This window comes from Bacillus sp. TH30 (assembly GCF_016650875.1).
GTDB classification, from domain to species: domain Bacteria; phylum Bacillota; class Bacilli; order Bacillales; family Bacillaceae_G; genus Bacillus_A; species Bacillus_A mycoides.
Genome location: NZ_JAEKEY010000002.1, coordinates 4,571,158 through 4,590,073, shown reverse-complemented (window position 1 = coordinate 4,590,073; position 18,916 = coordinate 4,571,158). Strand labels below are relative to the sequence as shown.

Genomic DNA, 18,916 nt, shown 5'->3' with positions numbered 1-18,916 from the left:
AATTAAAAGACCTACTATTTATAATGAAATCCTCGTTAGAACACAAAAATGCAAGAGCGTTATAGTAAATACAAAATTAAAAGGCTAATACTTTATTTTTTTGGTAAAATTATCTTCATAGAGATAACAGGAAAGGATTTGTTGCTTTATCACGGCAGAAAAAACACAGTTTGTAAAAAAAGAGCATTATATCCCCCAGTTCTCTATGAGACCTTTTGAAATAGCTAAGGGATTTTGTCTCACAGTGAATTTAGAAGCTGACACTTTGGAAGCTAAGGAAAAGAAAACAGGGAATTATTACAACAACTCAAAAATAAGCAAATAGATTAAAATACTGTAAATAGGACTAAATTATTAACATAAAAAATAAGCACATCTTGTAAAAAAACAGATGTGCTTATTTTTAAATTTTTATGCATTTTTACGTTTTAGGAAAATCACTCCACCAACAATTAACAATAATGCACCTGCAGCCATAGAGATCCAACTTGTAAGGTCAGCGCCTGTTTGCGGTAACCATCCAATTTTAGATTGAATTTCTTTCTTAGGTTGTGGTTGCTCTTTTACTTGCTCTTTAGGTTGCTCTGATGTTGGAGTATTTTTATCTTGATTCGGCTGTTCTGGTTTAGGTTGTTCCGGTTTTACCTCTTTGAATTTCACTGTTTGTCCCTTATCTTCAAATTCAGCGTGAATAGCTACTAAGATATTATCTTGATACAGTTCTTCAAATACTACTACTTCTTTACCTTGTAATGCAGAAGCATTAAATGTGAAATCTAATGTGATAGAACCATTTTTTTCTTTTGCAGTAAACTTAGATTCTACTGTTACTTCTTTATCATCAACTAATAATGGTTTTTTTGTTGCTTTATCCATTAGTTTGCCTTTTACAACGTACTCTTTACCCACGATTAAGTCTTTGTATTCCACTTTATCTTGGATTGTTACAGATTTAGAAGCGTCTAACTCTTTAGAACCATCAGCTTTGTTTGTAGCTGTCGTTTTAATAGAAGGCTCTACAAATCGAACTGTTTGACCTACATCGTTAATGTCAGTGTGAGTTGCAATTACTTGACCTTCATGCAATAAGTCTTCAAACACAACTACTTCTCTTCCTTGCTGTTCAGCACCAACGAAAGTAAAGTCTAATGTTACAAAACCATTCTTTTCTTTTGCAATGAACTTAGTCTCTGCTGTTATTTCTTTACCATCAATTAATAATGGTTTGTTAATAGCTTTGTTCATTAATTTACCTTTTACAGTGTACTCTTTACCAACAACTAAGTTAGTATACTCTACTTTATCTTGAATAGTGATAGAATCCTTTGAATGAATCTCTTTTCCACCATCAGCTTTGTTTGTAGCAGTTGTTTTTACTGATGGCTTAACGAACTTAACTGTTTGACCTTTATCATTGATATCAGCATGTGTAGTAACAACTTTTCCGTCTTTCAGTAACTCTTCGAATACTACTACTTCTTTTTCTTCTAAACCAGTTGCATCAAAAGTGAAATCTAGTGTAATAGAACCGTTTGCTTCTTTTGGTGTAAACTTAGTTTCAGCAGTTACTTCTTTACCATTTACAACTAATGGTTTATTAGTCTCTTTATCCATTAATTTACCTTTTAAAGTGTACTCTTTACCCACTTGTAGGTCTTTGTATTCCACTTTATCTTGGATTGTTACAGACTTAGAAGTGTGCATTTCTTTTGTACCATCGGTTTTATCAGTAGCTGTTGTTTTTACTGATGGAATCTTTTCATCTTTGACAATATGTTTAATGATTTGACCATTCTCTTTGATCTCAAAAGAGAATATTTCTTCATTCAATACATAACCTTTTGGTGCAACAGTTTCTTTATATGTGTATTTTCCAAATGGTAACTTTTCAAACTTCGCGATACCTTTATCGTCTGTTTTCCCTTTAACTACTTCTTTTCCTGCTTCATTATAAATAGTAAACTCTGCATTCGGAAGCTTATTGTTTCCATCAGCTACATCAACTTTTGTAATTTCTAGATCACCTTTGATAAGATGATTAACTGCTAATAGCTCAATAATTTTTCCGTGTTCCTTTATTTCGAACACAATTGGTTCTGTAATAAGAACGTAACCATTTGGAGAAGCCTTTTCTACAAATGAATATTTACCATACGCTAAATCTTTGACGTTAACTTCACCATTTTTATCTGTCTTATATTCCCCAATTACTTTCCCGCTTGCATCTTTTAGCTCGAATACTGCACCTTCTAATTTTTTACTGATATCTTCATTATCTACTTTTAGTAATTTCACACTACCTTTCACTTCTGTATTTTCCACTGTAAAAGTAAGTGTTTTATTGTGCTCTTTAATTTCAAAAGGATACTTTGTTTTATTTCCAATATATCCATTAGGTGTTTTTGTCTCTAAGAAATAATATTTACCATACGTAAGACCATCAACATTTGCAATTCCATTTTCTTTTGTTACTACTTTTTTCACTTCTTTTCCATCTTCAGTAAAGACCGTGAATTCAACATTAGGTAACATCTTACCTGAATCACTAAGTTTTTTTATTTCGATGTTACCTTTTACTTTGTTGTTTACTACTTGAACAGCTCCTATTTCCCCTGTCTTAACTTCAATAGTTTGTGGTTTATCACCTGAAACATAACCTGTTGGTGCTTTAATTTCTTTTACTGTGTAGGTACCAATTGGTAGGTTATTTAATTCTGCAGTACCATCAGCACCCGTCGTGATTTTTCCAACTGATTCATTATTTGCATTAAAGACTTCAAATACTGCACCAGCTAATATTTCTCCATTTTCCCCAACCTTTTTAATTTTTAAAGAACCAGCAGCTTCCCAATTTACTGCAAGGTCACTACTAAGCTTTTCCTCATTTCTTTCTAGTAGCACTGTAGCATTCTGAACAGTATCAGTACCGCGATAAGCAATTGCTTGAACTTTAGTTAAATTTGCAGCAACACTTAGATTAAATTCACCTGTTTTTGTATCTTTAGGAATTTGGATACGGAATTTTTCCCCAAGTGAAAGCTGATCTTTCACTTCTCCATTTTCACTAACAATTTTAACTCCATTAGGTGCATTTTTCGCTACTACTTTATAAGAACCACTCTTAGCATTTGTTTGTACTGTGTATAGGTTTGTTTCAAAAAACTCACCCTTTAATTCTGCCTTTTGCTTTTCAGCAGGAATCACATTCATAAAAATATCTTGAGTATCTTCACTTGTATTTGCAGCATTAATAATTGTCTTAGCCGCTTTTTCAACATTTTTATTTTCATGGTTTAATTCATTTACATCAAGTTGACCTAATGCATTCCAAACCGCAAGCTGAGTTGCATAATGTGCTTCATTCTTATTAGCTACTCCCAGTTGTTCTATACTTTTTTGTGGGAAACCATTTAATAGAACCCTATATACTACATTATCTGTTTTCCCCATTTCAGGAAGATCTTCACCATTTGGTGATTTTAAGCCAAGAGTTAAACAATAAGCAATTTGACCGCTTGAATTTTTAATAATTTCAGTTCGAATGTACTTACCTAAACTGTTGCTATAACTCCAGTTCATTGAATACTTTTCATGCGTCATAACCTCCGCATTTGCCTTCGGTAGAAACACATTAAAGAATAATGCTAGTACTGATAATAATGCAAAAACTCTTTTAACAACTCTTCTCCCCAATTTTAAAACCTCCCTAGATAAAATGAACCCGATGTATTATTCAAATATTTAAAATAATCACAACGAAGATATTTCATATTATAAGACATAAAGTTACAAATATTATATTATTTTTACAAATTATTTATTTTCTCAACAACCACTATAAATTATAATATTAAAACATTCCATTTCACAAAAGTAACAATATTAGGATACCTTAACAAAATAAGAAATTTGGTAAAATACTAGAATAACGGTAGTTGGAGTACGGAAACGATTCTTGGCATGAAGGACCACTACAAAGATATTTTAATATGTAAACAAATATTTTCAGATTGAATATATGTATTAATAATGAAATTTTATTGCATTTACACCTGCAATGTTTATATAAAAGATAGTAAATTATGTTTTTATAGGATTTTTTCTATTAGTTTACTGGAAATTTGCATTATTATGTGACAATAAATATCATTGTATTTAATATAAAATGATATAAAAAAAGGGTACTTAGATAATTATCAGAACTTTCGATCAATTAATTAACTCTACTAAAATTAGTATTAAGAATATTAGTAAAAAAGTAACAACGTTATTACTAAGTTCGAATATTGGTCTAAGTACCCTAGCATCTCAATGGTAATCTCTTGAATACTTTTACGTTTTTAAATAAATTAAAATAACAAAAAAATAATAATTTTTAATTTTTTCTTTGTAATTTAATAAGTTGCATGTTAATATGGCGAAGGTTATAAAATGGATTTCGCCATACACAATGTTTTTTCGGAATATTCACTCCAGAGAAACGTAACTATTTCAGTAATTTGCTTCATCTTTTACCTATACAAGGGCTACTTTCAATTTTTTTGTTCATAAGTAAAAGTAACTTTTTATTTCTATCTTCCTCATCGATTTTAATATACATGGTAAAAAAGCACTTTTTCAAGTGCCCTTCCTTTTCTTTTTTAAAGATAGAAAATCTAATAAAATCAAACACCTAGATTAAACACATACATAATCCTACTTACAAACTCTCAGAGAGGTATAAACTATGGGAATTCCTACACTATTATTAAATACATTTATTATTATTATTTGTATCCTTAGTTACCAAGTATTTTGGCTAGAACATAAAGAAAAAATGGCATGTAATAATATATTAATTTCTGTACTTTCCTCCATTGCAATTATTTTTTGTATGACTTTTCCTTTTCATTTACACGCTGGGTTCATTTATGATTTACGTTTTATTCCCATTATATTAGTTTTTCTATATGGAAATACAAAGAGCATTATTTGTATTGGAGTTTTATATCTTTCTTATAGATTTTACTTAGGTGGAAGCGGAGTCTTCCCATCATTTATTATCTTTACTATTATTTCTGTTATTACAATCATGTTTCGTTACTTGTCACCTACTTATTTCAAGGAAAAGAAGATATTATTAAGTATTCTACTTATTTTGATATGTACAACTTCCCTTTCTATCTGCGGTATTGTAACGCAAATAAATACAGGTGGTAAAATTGACTCTACTCTCATTGAATTTTTATTCAATTATATAATCATAAATATTTTCACAGTATTATTATCAGTTTATTTAATAGAAGGAATGATCGAGAAATATAAAATAAAAGAAAGAATGCAAAGAGCAGAAAAATTTTATATAGCTAGCGAACTAGCTGCATCGATCGCGCATGAAATTCATAATCCACTGACCACGGTACGTGGATTCACTCAATTACTAAATGAAGATGAGAGTGCTAAGATGTCTCAAGATAAGTACTTAGAAATTATGTTACTTGAAATGCAGCAAATACAATCTACTATTAATAACTATTTATCTTTAACCAAACCACAAAACATTATAAAAGAGGAACTAGATATTAATTACATATTAAATCAAGTGAAAGATAATATTTCACCACTCGCTCTTTCATATAATGTTGAAATAAAACAGCATATTACAACAGATTCCCTTTACATAAATGCTAATACTGAAAAATTTAAAATATGTCTAACCAACATCATACAAAATGGAATTGAAGCTATGAAAAATGGTGGCGTATTACAAATAAATATACAAAAAATAAAAGGTAATATTGTAATTGATATTATTGATACAGGAATAGGAATGTCTTCCCAACAAATAAAACGTATTGCCTTGCCATTTTATTCAACAACAGAAAAAGGTACTGGGCTTGGTACTATGATTGCGTACAGTATTATTAAAGAATTAAACGGAGATATAGAGATAGAAAGTGAACTAGGAAAAGGAACACACTTTTCTATCACTATCCCCTGCTAATATAATAGAAGATTTATTTAAATGATATTATTTTGTAGCTAATATAACCATATAAAAAGAAGACGTAACTATTCGTCCTCTTTTTATATGGTTCTGGTGCAAAAATAAAATACAGTAGAATAAAGCACATATATTCCTAACGGAATCGTATCAGAAATCGATAAACCCCGTTCTTCTAGCATTTCCACCAAATCACGAAAACTAAGGTTGTACCGTTAACAAGATGATGTCTGGTTGATAATGCTTCCATTTGAATACATTTCCCTTTTCCATACCAATCACGCACCCTTTCTAAAGTAATAGTAACAGTATGTCCAAGATTTATAGATTCATTGCAATTATCCTTAAGTTTTTGCACCAGAACCCTATTTAGGTATGTGACCGATTCGGGGTATGGGGGCCATCCTTTAAATTAATTCCATGTATAAGGGTTACAAAGCTAATGTTCACTATAAAACCCGACATAAGATCGATTATGTTGGGTTTTATATGATTGTCTTTATCGAAAATTAAACATTATTTATAGAATCTATAAAATCGCCTATAACAGACATTCAAATTACATTTTTTGAAGTGTGGTCCCCGAAACCTCGAATTATTCACGTACCCCTAGCAGATGACAGCACTCCCTCTTACGAGAGTAATCCTGTATCTCTTGCTTTTTGCACGGCTTCTTCTCGATTTTTGACTTCTAGCTTGTCATAAAGAGTAGAGGCATAATTTCTAACTGTGCCATTTGATAAGTAAAGTTTCGAAGCAATTGTTTTATAACGGATTCCTTGAGACAAAAGATTCAAAACCTCTAACTCGCGTTTCGTTAAGCCATACTCTTTTCCATCTGACTTCAATTCGACTGACTCTTCCTCATCATTTCCATCCCACATCTTATGGAACAAATCTTGGTCAATCATCGTGCCTCCCCGATAGATGAGGCGAATCGATTCAGCTAGTTCACGAGAATCTATGGATTTCAGCAAATAACCGTCAGCTCCATTTCGTATGATTTCCTTCGCCCTTTTGGTATCCTGAAACGTTGAAAGAATGAGGACACGAATTTCTGGCCATTTCCCCTTAATTATTTTGGTCGCACGAATCCCATTCAGATTGGACATCTCTAAATCCATTAATACTAAATCTGGTTTCAGTCTTTCACACAATTCTACAGCCTGTTCTCCATCTTCAGCCATTCCCACTACTTGCAAGCCATCCTGTCCATCCAAAATTGTATGAAGACTTTCTCGAATAAAAGAATGATCATCGACGATACACAAGCGGATTGGTTCATTGGACAATTGTACAAGTCTCGGTAACGCACATGAAATTAACGTCCCTTCTCCTTTTTTGGAGTAAACAATAACTCTCCCTTGTAACTGACTCACGCGCTCTTTCATCGCATTTAATCCGAAGCCATCCTTCCATTCCTCTACCCCGCAGCCATTATCCTGCACATCCAATCTTATCTGTTGCGGCTCAAAATGAAGTGACACAATGATTTCGGTGGAGTGTCCATGGCGAACCGCATTTGTTAATGATTCCTGTAAACTCCGGTACATTGTCAGTTTTGATTGCTTGGAGACCGTATACTCTTCTCCTATTATTCGAGTACGTACATTTACTTTTGCATGCTTCTCAAATTCCTCTGTCAATTGTTGTAATGTGAGAGTTAAAGCAAGCGATTCTTGTGGTAAGTCCATCTGATGTAAATACATTCTTACTTCTTCCATACTGTTACGGGCCAATTGTAATAATGAGTCGAGCTTTTGCTCTCCTTCTTTAGTCTTTAATTCCGTACGTAATGTTTCCATCCCCATAATAATTGAGGTATAAGAATGCCCCATCGTATCATGTAAATCTTTTGAGATCCTGTCACGTTCCTCCAGTAAAGTAATCCGCTCAACTTGAGATACGTACTGTTCCAATACATGCTTTTGGTTCCGAATCGTTTCACTTTGACGGTAATTGACAACTAGTAAACGAAAGGAAGAACCCACAGCAAAAGCCAGACCGATTTGTAGAATAATCACCCATACATCTATTCCATGGGAAAATATTGCAATGAGCAACGGAAATAAAACAATTGTGATAGAAGCCGACCAACGGTATGATTTATGAGCACTATTTGCCGCAATCATAAAAGTCGGCATTAAAAAAGCAAGGTACGCTGACGGAAATAATAAAGTTAAGTAGAAGCATACTCCGCCAAATAAAATTATCTCAGTAAATAGATAATAGCGATAACTGAACATTAAACAAATCCATGGTATTGAAAATGAAGTGACTTCCCAAAGGATAATGATCCAAAGCGGTATAGTCAAATGGTCTCGGTGTTGGATAGTCGTTACCATCAATGATAGCCAAATGATAAAGCGTATACAAAGTAATACCCAATCATACCAGAGCCATAGTTTCAAGGTCTTAAACAAATTATCACCCCTTAATAGCTTTAAACATGGAACGCGTGTACATTCCAATTGTTCGAACTAAGCTGTTTCCAATACAAATACATATCCAGATGAGAATACACCCAACAATCATGACAAAAATAGCCTTCTGCCATGAATTCACAACAATTCCCAATAAGTATATATCAAAATATTGAAAAAGAAATGGTGTTAAGGTAAATGCAAACGGAGCTACGTACAATATAACGGCACATATAAGGCTAATCACTCCAACAAAAGATTTTTGCATGAGCCAAAAAATAGCTCTCCAATTGCTACTATTAAGAATTGCCTCTCTCGCTTTAATCCATTTATCCCCTTCATTTTTTGTCATTGGCAAGATTGGCTCTATCGATATACCCGTATAAGCTTTCGTCTGAATGCGTTCATACTGGACAAACGTGTGAGTTGTTTGCAGCACCCATGCCAACAAAGGAATACCTATGAAGATAACCGTCAGCACCAATGCAAATGTCATACTGACCAAATAAAAGAAAAAGTAAAATAATCCAGATCCAAAGGTAAACAACAAAAAGTAGAAATCTTGCAAGCTTTTTTGAACCGATTCTTTTGTCATTAGATTCTCTCCTCCATTTTCTTTTCTTTGCTAATACCCTATGAGTCGCCCTTCGATTCTAACTTTTCATCTGTCACACACAGTAGTGTCAAAATGTCATAACTTGTAGGTCGTGGGTATAAAACTAGCCGTACTACGCTCTATTTTTTATGTCATGCATGAATATGACGAAAGGTCACTAGTTACTATGACTTGCTACTTGCTACACTCGGTTCATACACTAACGAGCTGACAACTCGTTGTGCAAACAAGAAATCTTCAATCTCATAAAGGAGTGTACAAAAATGAAAAAAGCAATCAATAAACTGGGGCTCGTCGCAATTCTGCTCACTTCTACAAGCATGATTTCTGCATGTTCCCAACAATCATTAGAAGTTGGAAAATCAAAGTCATCAACACTTGCAACCAATATCAAAATGACGAAAGCACCTAATAACAAAAAAGAAGTAGAATCTTTTGCTGATCCGTTATTCGAAGAAAAAATGAAGAAGTACAATGTGAACGGTTCAAGTTTTTTCGTCGTTCATGATGGAAAGGTCGTCGTCAATAAAGGGTATGGTTATGCAGATAAAGAAAAGAAGATTCCCGTCAATAAGGACACGGTCTTTCAAATCGCTTCAGTCTCGAAAACTTTTACCGCCTTGGCCGTGATGCAACAAGTTGATAAAGGAAAGCTTAAACTAGATCAAGATGTACAACAATATCTCGGTGGATTGAAAATCCCCAATAAAACAGGAAAACCCCTCACCCTGTTTGATATGTTGACCTATACCAGCGGCGTAGACCTGCCCGATATCACCACGCTAATCGGGCCTGAATATGTAAATCAAAATATATCTATTAGGGAGTTTCTACCTAAACATATGCCGACAGTGGTACGGCCGCCCGGTGAAACTTATACGTATGACAACTTTGCATTTTTACTCGCAGGATTTGCAGTGGAGAATGTTACAGGCACATCTTTCTCACGATATATGGAAAAGAATATTTTCAAACCATTAGGCATGAAGTCTACAAGTGTGCGCTTTACGCCTGACCTTCTCAAAAGAATGGCTACACATTACGGTCCCACTGGCGATCCTCATCCAACAAATGGGCACGCTCCAACTGATGGACCACAAGGAAGCATTTTGTCCACCGGGGAAGACATGTCAAAGTACATGATTATGCAGCTACAGAATGGAAAGTTTGAAGGTAAAGAAATCGCAAGTAAAAAAAGCATGGATATGATGCATGCCTACCAAGTTTTCGCAGATAAGACGATTCCTATTGCGACAGTTGGATTTGAAACATATTTCAATGACCTTGCTAACGGTCAACATGTCGTATTAAAGGGCGGGAATATGCCAGGACATTCTGCATTGATGGTTTTGATACCTGAGCAAAAAACTGCATTCTTCATGTCTTACAATAATGATTCTATGATGAGTCGAGAAGTGTATGAAGCGTTCATGGACCATTATTTCCCTGCTCCCAAGGCGGAGAAAACAGTATATCTCTCGTTAGAGGAAAAAGAAGCCCAAAAATACTTGGGCATGTACCAAAACACACGTGCGTTTGCGATTCGTACCCACTTTACCTATGAGAATGGAACGTTGGTCATGGAAGATGAAACAGCTGGCAAACAAGTCCTTAAAATGATTCACCCTTTGTTGTTTGAGGATCCAGAAGGAAATAAGATTGCTTTCCAAAAAAATGCGGCCGGAGAAATCGCATATTTTTATTACACCAGTCCTAAAGGCCTAGGCATTGTTGCTCAATCTCAGAAAATCAATATCAAACGACCTTTTGCAGACGTCCCGCAAAAGAGTAACTATAGAAGCCATATCGACAATCTTCATGCTTTAAACATCATGGATGCTAAAGCGGATAATCTATTCGATCCGATGGGCACGATGACACAAGGAGAATTTACGGATGCCTTGTTGTTGGCACATGGATGGAACATTTTCCCGGGTCAAGCCGAAGGGATTAAGAAGCAATTTATAGCAGGTATACCAGGATATGACCGCGCGACTCCGATTAGCAGACAAGTTGCAGCAACCATGATTCAAAACTTGAAGCAGATTCAACCTGACCAAGCCAATCATGTGAAATTGCTCGAAACTGCGGATGCCTGGGCGGTCCAGTCCATTCAATCCCTTGCCTCACAAGGCATCATAGACCCTGATACTACCATCAACACTGACGGATCTTTTACCTTCCGTCCGAAGGATCTGTTACTACGTCAAGAAGCGAGCGCCTTGCTCGATTTGGCTTTTGGCTATTATGCACTGCCTATTAAACAGAAGTAAGCATTCATCTAAGCATGAATCATGGCAAATGTTTAGGGGGGGTATCCCATCAGCATAAAGATAAAGGGTTCTGGTGCAAAGATTGCATCTATTTGAAAGAGGCATATAGATTCCTACTGGAATCTATTCTTATGTAGCCATTCCGAATAGTTGATGAATAAACTTCATTTCATTTTGGACAGACTTGTCCCGTAAAATAAGTTGGCCTTTTTTAATGATATGCATCGCTTCTATTCCTGAAAGAATAGATTTAGCTGTACGAAAAGATTTCAATCCCAACATTGAACGAACTCTCTTTTTAATAAAACGATGATCTTGCTCTACAATGTTATTAAGGTATTTCATATGCCTTATTGGGATGCCCACAGGCATCTTTTTCTCTTTCTTTAACTCTTCAATCGCTATAGGATAGGCCGGATTTTTGTCTACTGTAATCACACGGGGCTTTGGAATATGAAAAGGCCGCAAAGCTTTCTTAAAAAAAGCTTTGCAGCCCTATGATCTCTTATTTTGCTTAAATGAAAATCAATTGTATTTCTTTTTGAATCAACAGCACGATATAGGTACATCCATCGACCTTTGACTTTCACATACGTCTCATCGACTCGCCAAGAATCATTGGTTGATTTAAGATGACATCGTACGCGCTTATCTAATTCGGGACCATATTGATGAGCCCCTCGCATGATAGTTGTATGAGCAAGAGATAGCCCACGTTCTTCCATCATTTCGACTAAATCACGAAAACTGAGGTTGTACCGTAGGTACCATCTCACGGTTAATAAAATAATATCCGGTTGATAATGTTTCCACTTGAATAGATTTTGATTTTGATTTTGATTTTCCATACCAATCACATCCTTTTTAGGGTGCTAGTATCAGTATGTCCAAGTTTAATAGACCATTTTCATATACTTCAAAGTTTTTGCACCAGAACCATATCATCTAATATAAAATAAATAACCGATTCCTAAATCGTACAGGGAATCGGTTATTTTGTATCAAGAATATGTCTAAATATAAAATTCTCCTGAAATGATATGGTGACCCCGTTTAGTAAGCGTAAAAATAGGAGTGCTTGACCAGAGCACTCCATACGCTAATAACAACACCTATAGGAGTATATGAGTACTTGGAGTATATATGTTTTTAAATAAAATCCATATTTAACAGAAAGAGAACGCCCGGGAAAGCATTCTTGACCAAGCCTCATATTAAAAAGTGAAAATGTGACAGCAATATTTCCTATGTATGTTAGCTAATAAAGTGAATAAAAAGAATTACTTGCTTTTAAGCTCTCCTAAAACGAAGTTAATCTTACTGGTAAAGGGTACCCTATATTGCATGTGTGTTTTTGAATATATGAAATGTTTTATAAAATTCTATTTTAGTAAGTAGAATCTTTCTTTAAAAAGGGCCTGTTGTAAGGGTAGGCCCTTTCAGGAATAAAATTAATAGTAAAGTTTGCGTTGAAGTTACTTATATAATACAAAATACAATTTATTAATTCTATATGTCGGATGTTGAAAAAATTTTTAGGTGCCAAAAAAGAGCACCGTACACAAGTACTCTTTTTAGGGAGGATCATATGAGTGAAAAAGCCTCACATACATAATATATGCATATTCCTTTAAGTGATGACAAGCTAATTAAAATGAAAAAAGAGTACCTTTAGACCGTACTCTTTCTAGGAATAAATAGTCAAATAAACCGATTAACGCTATCCATTTTAATCTTTGATGATATTTGCTACAGTTCATATTTTCCTTTTATTTGTTACTACAATAACATCATTATCGTTTATAAAAAATTAAATCCACGTTTAAAAACGATAATATTCTTTCTGTATTTCCGATAAATTTATTACGAAAAATGTAGCTAGAGCGGTATTTTGATTTAAATATGATACGATAGTTATATAGCAGGAAGGATTAAAAGGGCAATATATATAAATAGAGAGCGATTTTCATGTATAACTTACAAGAAGATACGTATGAACAATTTAAATTTTAAAAAAGGGACTGCACTATATTTTTGAAAAGTGGTGTTCCCATACGTGGACAAATCCTCTCAACAGATAAATTCACTGTCCTTGTGATGGTTCATGGTAAGCAACAACTGGTTTACAAACAAGCGATTTCCACAATTATTAAGTAATTCCTCTTCTTCTTTTGGAGGGAAGAGAGACAAAAACAGAAAAAAGAAGATTGAGACCAATCTTCTTTAAAAAAGGGACAAATGACAGAATACTACTCCAACTCTTAATCAATTATATAGGAGCATTCAATTGTTTCATAATTTTCTCGATATTATCCATCTCATTATTAAATTATAATATGATTAATTCTTTTTATAATTATATATTTGTTCTTTCCTTTTGCAGCATCCTCGTTATAGGGATGCTCATTTTTGTATTACGAATTCAAAAATGAAAGATCTAAACTTTCATGCAAGCGATCCTATTCTAATTAATTCATGTTCTTTAATTCTTCTATACATTTTTGAACAAGTGTGACTGCTTGACTCATGGTAGGGCCACAGCCAAATGCTGCCGTTACACCAATGCTTTCTAGGATTTCTTGTTCAGAAGCTCCTTGATCGATACATCCCTTTGTATGATATATAATACAATACTCATCCTGAGAATAAAGACTAATACCTAATGCAATCAATTGTTTTTGCTTTTTTGATAGTGCACCATCTTTAAAGCACTCTTCCGTAAATGAATTAAATTGTTCAGTAAGCTTCGGCATCTTCTCAGCAAATACTCCCAAACCATATTTGTACTGAAGTAGTGCATCTTCTATTGAATTTCTACCTTTATGTTCCATCTTATATTCAGCTCCATATCTATCATGTATTAAACACAGATTAGTATGGGCCTAAACAATTTTGATTAATCATAATTGGTAATAGAAAACAGGTTAAAAAGAAAAGTGAATTATATTTTTCTTCAATCTCTATTGCTGTACTGACTCCGAAAGATTTATTCATGAAAACTCCACATAATTTTACTAAAAAGAAAAATACTAATACTTGTTTCAATGCTTTACTTCAAAGCATTGAAACGAATTTACTAACTACGATACAAGGAGGCATCACTGTGGACATTCGTGAAGGATTAATTCCAACAGCTCTAGGTACAGCAGTGACAGCAGCAGGTTATGCTCTTAAACAAACTCGTGGAACTAATAAAATGATTGCAAATACAGTATTTGGTTTTGGTTTAGCTCACGTGGTTTTAGGTGTAATTGATCTTGTTGAACATCGTCGTTAGAACGAAAGGCAAGCATTGATATATGCTTGCCTTTTTGGTAGTGCAATTATTATTCATATTTCAAAGTATATTTGTATGACGTAATCTTATCAATGAAATTAAATAGTTACACTACAGGAAAACTATAAAGTAAAGCTTTGCGCATTGAATTATATGAAATGAGATGGTGATGGAATGGAATTTTCTTCTGAAAGTAACACGTATAATGCTGGTGACATTGTCTATATTTTTTATCGAAATCCTCACACGCAGGATGTAGCTAATATACAAGCTGCAGCAGTTGTAAATAATCCTGAAAGGCCTAATGAATTAGCACTATTTCTTTACGAAACATATTATCCACTAACAAATGAGATGGCTGTATATGCTACAGAAGATGAGGCAAACCAAGCGTACACTTACTATTATGGTGATATTTCAGAGGGGATATTGGAATGAATAAGCCATTTATGCCTAAGCTTGTATATTTTGAACCTAAAGCATTAGATTATCCTTTGGGGAAAGAACTTTTTGAGAAGTTTTCAAAGATGGATGTTGAAATTCGACATACTACTTCCCATAATCAAGTAAGAGATTTGCCAGGCGATAACGATTTTCAAAAGTATCGAGTAGCCAAATCTACGCTTGTTGTTGGTGTTAGAAAAACTCTGAAATTTGATACTTCCAAGCCTTCAGCGGAATATGCAATTCCTTTTGCAACGGGCTGTATGGGACATTGTCATTATTGTTATTTACAAACAACGATGGGTAGTAAGCCTTATATACGAACGTATGTAAATGTTGAAGAAATTTTAGATGCTGCTGACAAATATATGAAGGAGCGTGAACCTGAAGTAACAAGATTTGAAGCGTCGTGTACTTCGGATATTGTAGGAATCGATTATTTAACGCATACCCTTAAACGGGCCATCGAGCATTTTGGAGAATCTGAATATGGGAAATTGAGGTTTGTTACGAAATTCCACCATGTAGATCATTTACTTGATGCTAAACATAATGGAAAAACAAGATTTCGTTTTAGTGTAAACGCTGATTATGTGATTAAAAGCTTTGAACCAGGAACTTCTCCCTTAGCGAAACGAATTGAGGCAGCAGGAAAAGTAGCTAGAGCAGGATATCCACTTGGTTTCATTGTAGCGCCTATATATCTTCATGAAGGCTGGCAGGATGGATACTATCATATGTTTGAACGCCTGAATGCTGAATTACCTCTTGACGCACGGGATGATATTACATTCGAATTTATTCAACATCGTTTTACAAAGCCAGCTAAAAGAGTGATTGAAAAAAACTACCCGATGACAAAATTAGAATTAGATGAAGAGAAAAGAAGATATAAATGGGGGAAATATGGAATCGGAAAATACATTTATCAAAAAGAAGAAGAAGAGGATATAAAAAATCATCTGTATTCCTATATGAAACAGTTCTTTCCTAATGCAAAATTAGAATATTTCACATAAAAAACGAAAAAATATGTTGGAATCGTTATGGGGCTTTCACAAATTATCTTGATGGACATATGGTGCTACCCCATTCTGTACAATAATGAATAAAAATGAAACATTAATATAAAATAAATTCAAAATGTTTTCTGTATTGTTAGAGCAGGGTTTGAAAGGTATGTTTAATTGGACAACACCAGGAGAAGTAATAGCTGGCATATTACTTTTAAGGGCAATCGCAATTGCAACCAGATACACAATTAGTCAGATACAATAAAGTACCTATAATAGTAGGTGCTTTTTTCTTTATTATATGTAAATTATACATTAATTCATAATTGAGCCAATAAAAAAAATGATGGAGAATAATATTTAAGAAGAGGGTTATTCTTACGATTAATAGTTACGTATAACTATATGTACATTCCAAATAACTATATTATTTTTAAATATAGTTATTTATCTTTCTATAAGAACGCTACATTCTTCTCTATTTACCTATACTTATATTTTCACTAATTAATTACGATGTAGATATTAGTTTAAAGTTATTTATACAAAATAACTAAATAGATTTTTTAGGAAAAGAAAATGATACACCATTCTATTTTATTAATTAACATAATTTTCGAAATAAAAATCTGTAGATATTAATTTTTGATATATAATGAAATCAAGCCATATGTAAGATGGTTTCCCCGTTACGAGTAATGAGATAGTTTGATTCACTTTTTATACATTATCTGAAAAAGAACTTGTAGGGCTTCCTACAAGTTCTTTTTGTTTTTCATTTTAAATAATTAAAAGGCATAAGCTCAATTTTACTTTTTACCCGTAATATGCTCTTAAATTTATCTTTCTTGTCCCTCTGTTTGATTGGCTTGGAACTCCATTTTTAGCGCAATACTATCCCCTTGGAACACGTTCTGATCTGTGCCGTTGTCTTCAAATACAAACTTTATCCAAAACCAATCCATTTTCCCAGGTTTTAATCCCCCTGTTTCAGTCCACTTAGAATAAAATACTTTTTTGGAGGCAATCTCTGGGCTTTGTGATTTTAGTTCTGCAAGAGTTGTCTCGTATACAGGGCTTTTCGCAGGATCCCAATCCAAAAGAAATTGTACTTTAATATGTTTACCGAAATCTTCTGTAGTGTTATTTTGTTTTAAATCGTTTACAGTATAGTCTATTTTCATCATGATATCTTTAATATCTAATGTACCACTATTTGTTAAATTGAATTTCTTTAATATTTTGTCCCCAGGTTTTAAATTTTCTAAGTTAAGTGAAGTAGTTGGTTGCATAGCTAAATCCAATGTACCTGCAGCAAATGAATTATTTGTCACCACTTGATCGCTAAAATATGCATATGTTCCCCCACCAATTAAAGATAAGCCAAGAGCGGCTGAAACCACTCCAACACCTAATTTCTTTTTCAATGACATTTTTTGTTCCTCCCATATCATTTTTATAATCTTTCTCCCTAATCAACCGAAAAGGTCCCCTTAATACAGATATATCATGAATTGTGAAAAAATTATATTAAAAGCAGAAAATTCCTTATTGAGAAAATTATGTTATTATCTATCTTCTGTAAATGAAACGTCCCAAAAATAGAAAAGTTGAATTTATAATTATCAAAACCTCTGCCAAAAACAAATTAATATTAACTACCCTTTATGATTAGAATTATTTATTTCTTCCGGAGTATTCTAACACTTCAAAAGGTACACTTTTTGGGAGTATAACTAAGCTACTAAAATCCCCTTTTCAAAAGGTATAAAAAATATTTCTGGTACACTTCAAAATTTACGTATACCTTTTGATTTTTTCTAAAAATGTATCATTTACATCTACTATTAAATACTACCCCAAAGTTCCGACAAAACTATAAATAACCAAGTCTCAAATTCCCCTGGAGCTGAGCAGTTAGTTTATTCTAACTGCTCTTTTTCTTTTTATCGTCACCTTTCCATTGCACCTCCATATTTTGTATAGAGATATCTCCTTTTAAATTGTCATTAGTGCCTCTTTCAAGTCCTAATGCACATCTTAAAAAGAGCACTTTACAAAAGTGCTCTTTTTACTTTGCCAGCCACTGACCCTATAATGAAGTAAGATTTTAACTTATGAATAATTTATGGAATCCTTTCCGATAATACGAATAGATTGGTAACAGCCAATCTGTATCCATAATGAATCTCTGATTTTCTTGAATTTCCCCTGAGGCAAGGTAGCTATTTTTTAGCTACCTTCTTGTATGAACTGCAAATATATGCACATGCTATTAACGGAATGCTTGAATCATTGTCATTGAAAATGTTCAGCACTTCCGCTCCTTAGGAGAACAGTCTACGCAGCTGTTCTCTTTTTTATTTTCTTTTTTTAAATATAAAATGAAAAAGTATAATTAAATCCTCAACAATCAATAGCATTGCAACATTCTCAACGTTCCCTCAACAATTCCTCAATATTTTTCATGGACAATAGCACACTTTCTCAGCAGTTTTAATATTTTAATATTAAATACTGCAAGGAGGTGCTGAAAAATGACTTGGTTTATTATCTTAGGATTTTTGCTTATTTTAATTATAAGCGGTTTTCATGCACATAGTATTCATATCATTTTCAAAATAGGTTCGGATACAAAAGCTGTGCCAAGTTGGTCTTTCATTAATAGAATAAACTTCGAAACATTTAAAGAATTAATAAAAAGACCAAATAGTAATAAACTTAAAATCCTTACAATAGGAGAACTTGTTATTCCTTTAAGTTTCTTTAACAGATTATTTGGCAAAACATTAATTTTTCTATTCCTATTCTTTTACTCTCAATACTTAAACTAAACGCAATATGAAATGAGTTAAAAACTCACAATCGCTAAGCGTAACAAACAACC

General features: G+C 33.4%; 11 protein-coding genes and 3 pseudogenes. 7 read left to right on the top strand and 7 right to left on the bottom strand.

What is annotated here, in order from left to right:
* Positions 1 to 411: 411 nt before the first annotated feature.
* Positions 412 to 3,693, bottom strand: coding sequence for a VaFE repeat-containing surface-anchored protein (locus JFU20_RS25710; RefSeq protein WP_002014071.1), 3,282 nt, complete (start codon positions 3,691 to 3,693; stop codon positions 412 to 414).
* A gap of 1,033 nt (positions 3,694 to 4,726) precedes the next feature.
* Here JFU20_RS25710 and JFU20_RS25705 point away from each other — a divergent pair.
* Complete coding sequence (locus tag JFU20_RS25705; protein WP_002014074.1) at positions 4,727 to 5,983, top strand: ATP-binding protein; 1,257 nt, start codon at positions 4,727 to 4,729, stop codon at positions 5,981 to 5,983.
* 146 nt (positions 5,984 to 6,129) lie between these two features.
* Here JFU20_RS25705 and JFU20_RS25700 read toward each other — a convergent pair.
* The 3 genes and pseudogenes from JFU20_RS25700 to JFU20_RS25690 all read right to left on the bottom strand — a co-directional run.
* Positions 6,130 to 6,256 (bottom strand): annotated as a pseudogene (locus tag JFU20_RS25700) (IS6 family transposase); the annotation flags it as partial.
* 359 nt (positions 6,257 to 6,615) lie between these two features.
* Positions 6,616 to 8,406 carry a helix-turn-helix transcriptional regulator gene (locus JFU20_RS25695; RefSeq protein ID WP_201039015.1) on the bottom strand — a complete coding sequence of 597 codons (1,791 nt, stop codon included), beginning with the start codon at positions 8,404 to 8,406 and terminating at the stop codon, positions 6,616 to 6,618.
* A gap of 4 nt (positions 8,407 to 8,410) precedes the next feature.
* On the bottom strand, positions 8,411 to 9,001 hold the full coding sequence (locus JFU20_RS25690; protein WP_002014076.1) for a sensor domain-containing protein: 591 nt from the start codon (positions 8,999 to 9,001) through the stop codon (positions 8,411 to 8,413).
* A gap of 284 nt (positions 9,002 to 9,285) precedes the next feature.
* Between JFU20_RS25690 and JFU20_RS25685 the strand changes: the two genes are divergently transcribed.
* Entirely contained in the window at positions 9,286 to 11,295 is a 2,010-nt protein-coding gene (locus tag JFU20_RS25685) for a serine hydrolase domain-containing protein (RefSeq protein ID WP_201039013.1), read from the top strand.
* A 129-nt stretch (positions 11,296 to 11,424) separates the two neighbouring features.
* Here JFU20_RS25685 and JFU20_RS25680 read toward each other — a convergent pair.
* Positions 11,425 to 12,143, bottom strand: a pseudogene (locus JFU20_RS25680) (IS6 family transposase).
* A 1,120-nt stretch (positions 12,144 to 13,263) separates the two neighbouring features.
* Between JFU20_RS25680 and hfq the strand changes: the two are divergent.
* Positions 13,264 to 13,452 (top strand): annotated as a pseudogene (gene hfq / locus JFU20_RS25675) (RNA chaperone Hfq).
* A 311-nt stretch (positions 13,453 to 13,763) separates the two neighbouring features.
* Here the strand turns inward: hfq and JFU20_RS25670 are convergent.
* Entirely contained in the window at positions 13,764 to 14,126 is a 363-nt protein-coding gene (locus JFU20_RS25670) for a carboxymuconolactone decarboxylase family protein (protein ID WP_002014080.1), read from the bottom strand.
* 272 nt (positions 14,127 to 14,398) lie between these two features.
* Between JFU20_RS25670 and JFU20_RS30245 the strand changes: the two genes are divergently transcribed.
* From JFU20_RS30245 to splB, 3 genes are all read left to right on the top strand, one after another.
* Positions 14,399 to 14,572: a hypothetical protein gene (locus JFU20_RS30245; RefSeq protein WP_000354585.1), complete on the top strand. Its 174-nt coding sequence runs from the start codon at positions 14,399 to 14,401 to the stop codon at positions 14,570 to 14,572.
* A 174-nt stretch (positions 14,573 to 14,746) separates the two neighbouring features.
* Positions 14,747 to 15,010 carry a transcriptional regulator SplA gene (locus tag JFU20_RS25660; RefSeq protein WP_002014081.1) on the top strand — a complete coding sequence of 88 codons (264 nt, stop codon included), beginning with the start codon at positions 14,747 to 14,749 and terminating at the stop codon, positions 15,008 to 15,010.
* The gene (gene splB, locus JFU20_RS25655) at positions 15,007 to 16,035 is read left to right on the top strand and encodes a spore photoproduct lyase (protein WP_002165348.1); all 1,029 of its coding nucleotides are present in this window, start codon (positions 15,007 to 15,009) and stop codon (positions 16,033 to 16,035) included. The genes JFU20_RS25660 and splB overlap by 4 nt, the downstream gene beginning before the upstream one ends.
* Positions 16,036 to 16,868: 833 nt before the next feature.
* Here splB and JFU20_RS25650 read toward each other — a convergent pair.
* Entirely contained in the window at positions 16,869 to 17,462 is a 594-nt protein-coding gene (locus JFU20_RS25650; RefSeq protein WP_002165347.1) for a TasA family protein, read from the bottom strand.
* A 1,104-nt stretch (positions 17,463 to 18,566) separates the two neighbouring features.
* Here JFU20_RS25650 and JFU20_RS25645 point away from each other — a divergent pair.
* Positions 18,567 to 18,863 (top strand): hypothetical protein, encoded by a 297-nt coding sequence (locus tag JFU20_RS25645; protein WP_002165346.1) that lies wholly within the window; start codon positions 18,567 to 18,569, stop codon positions 18,861 to 18,863.
* Positions 18,864 to 18,916 lie beyond the last annotated feature (53 nt).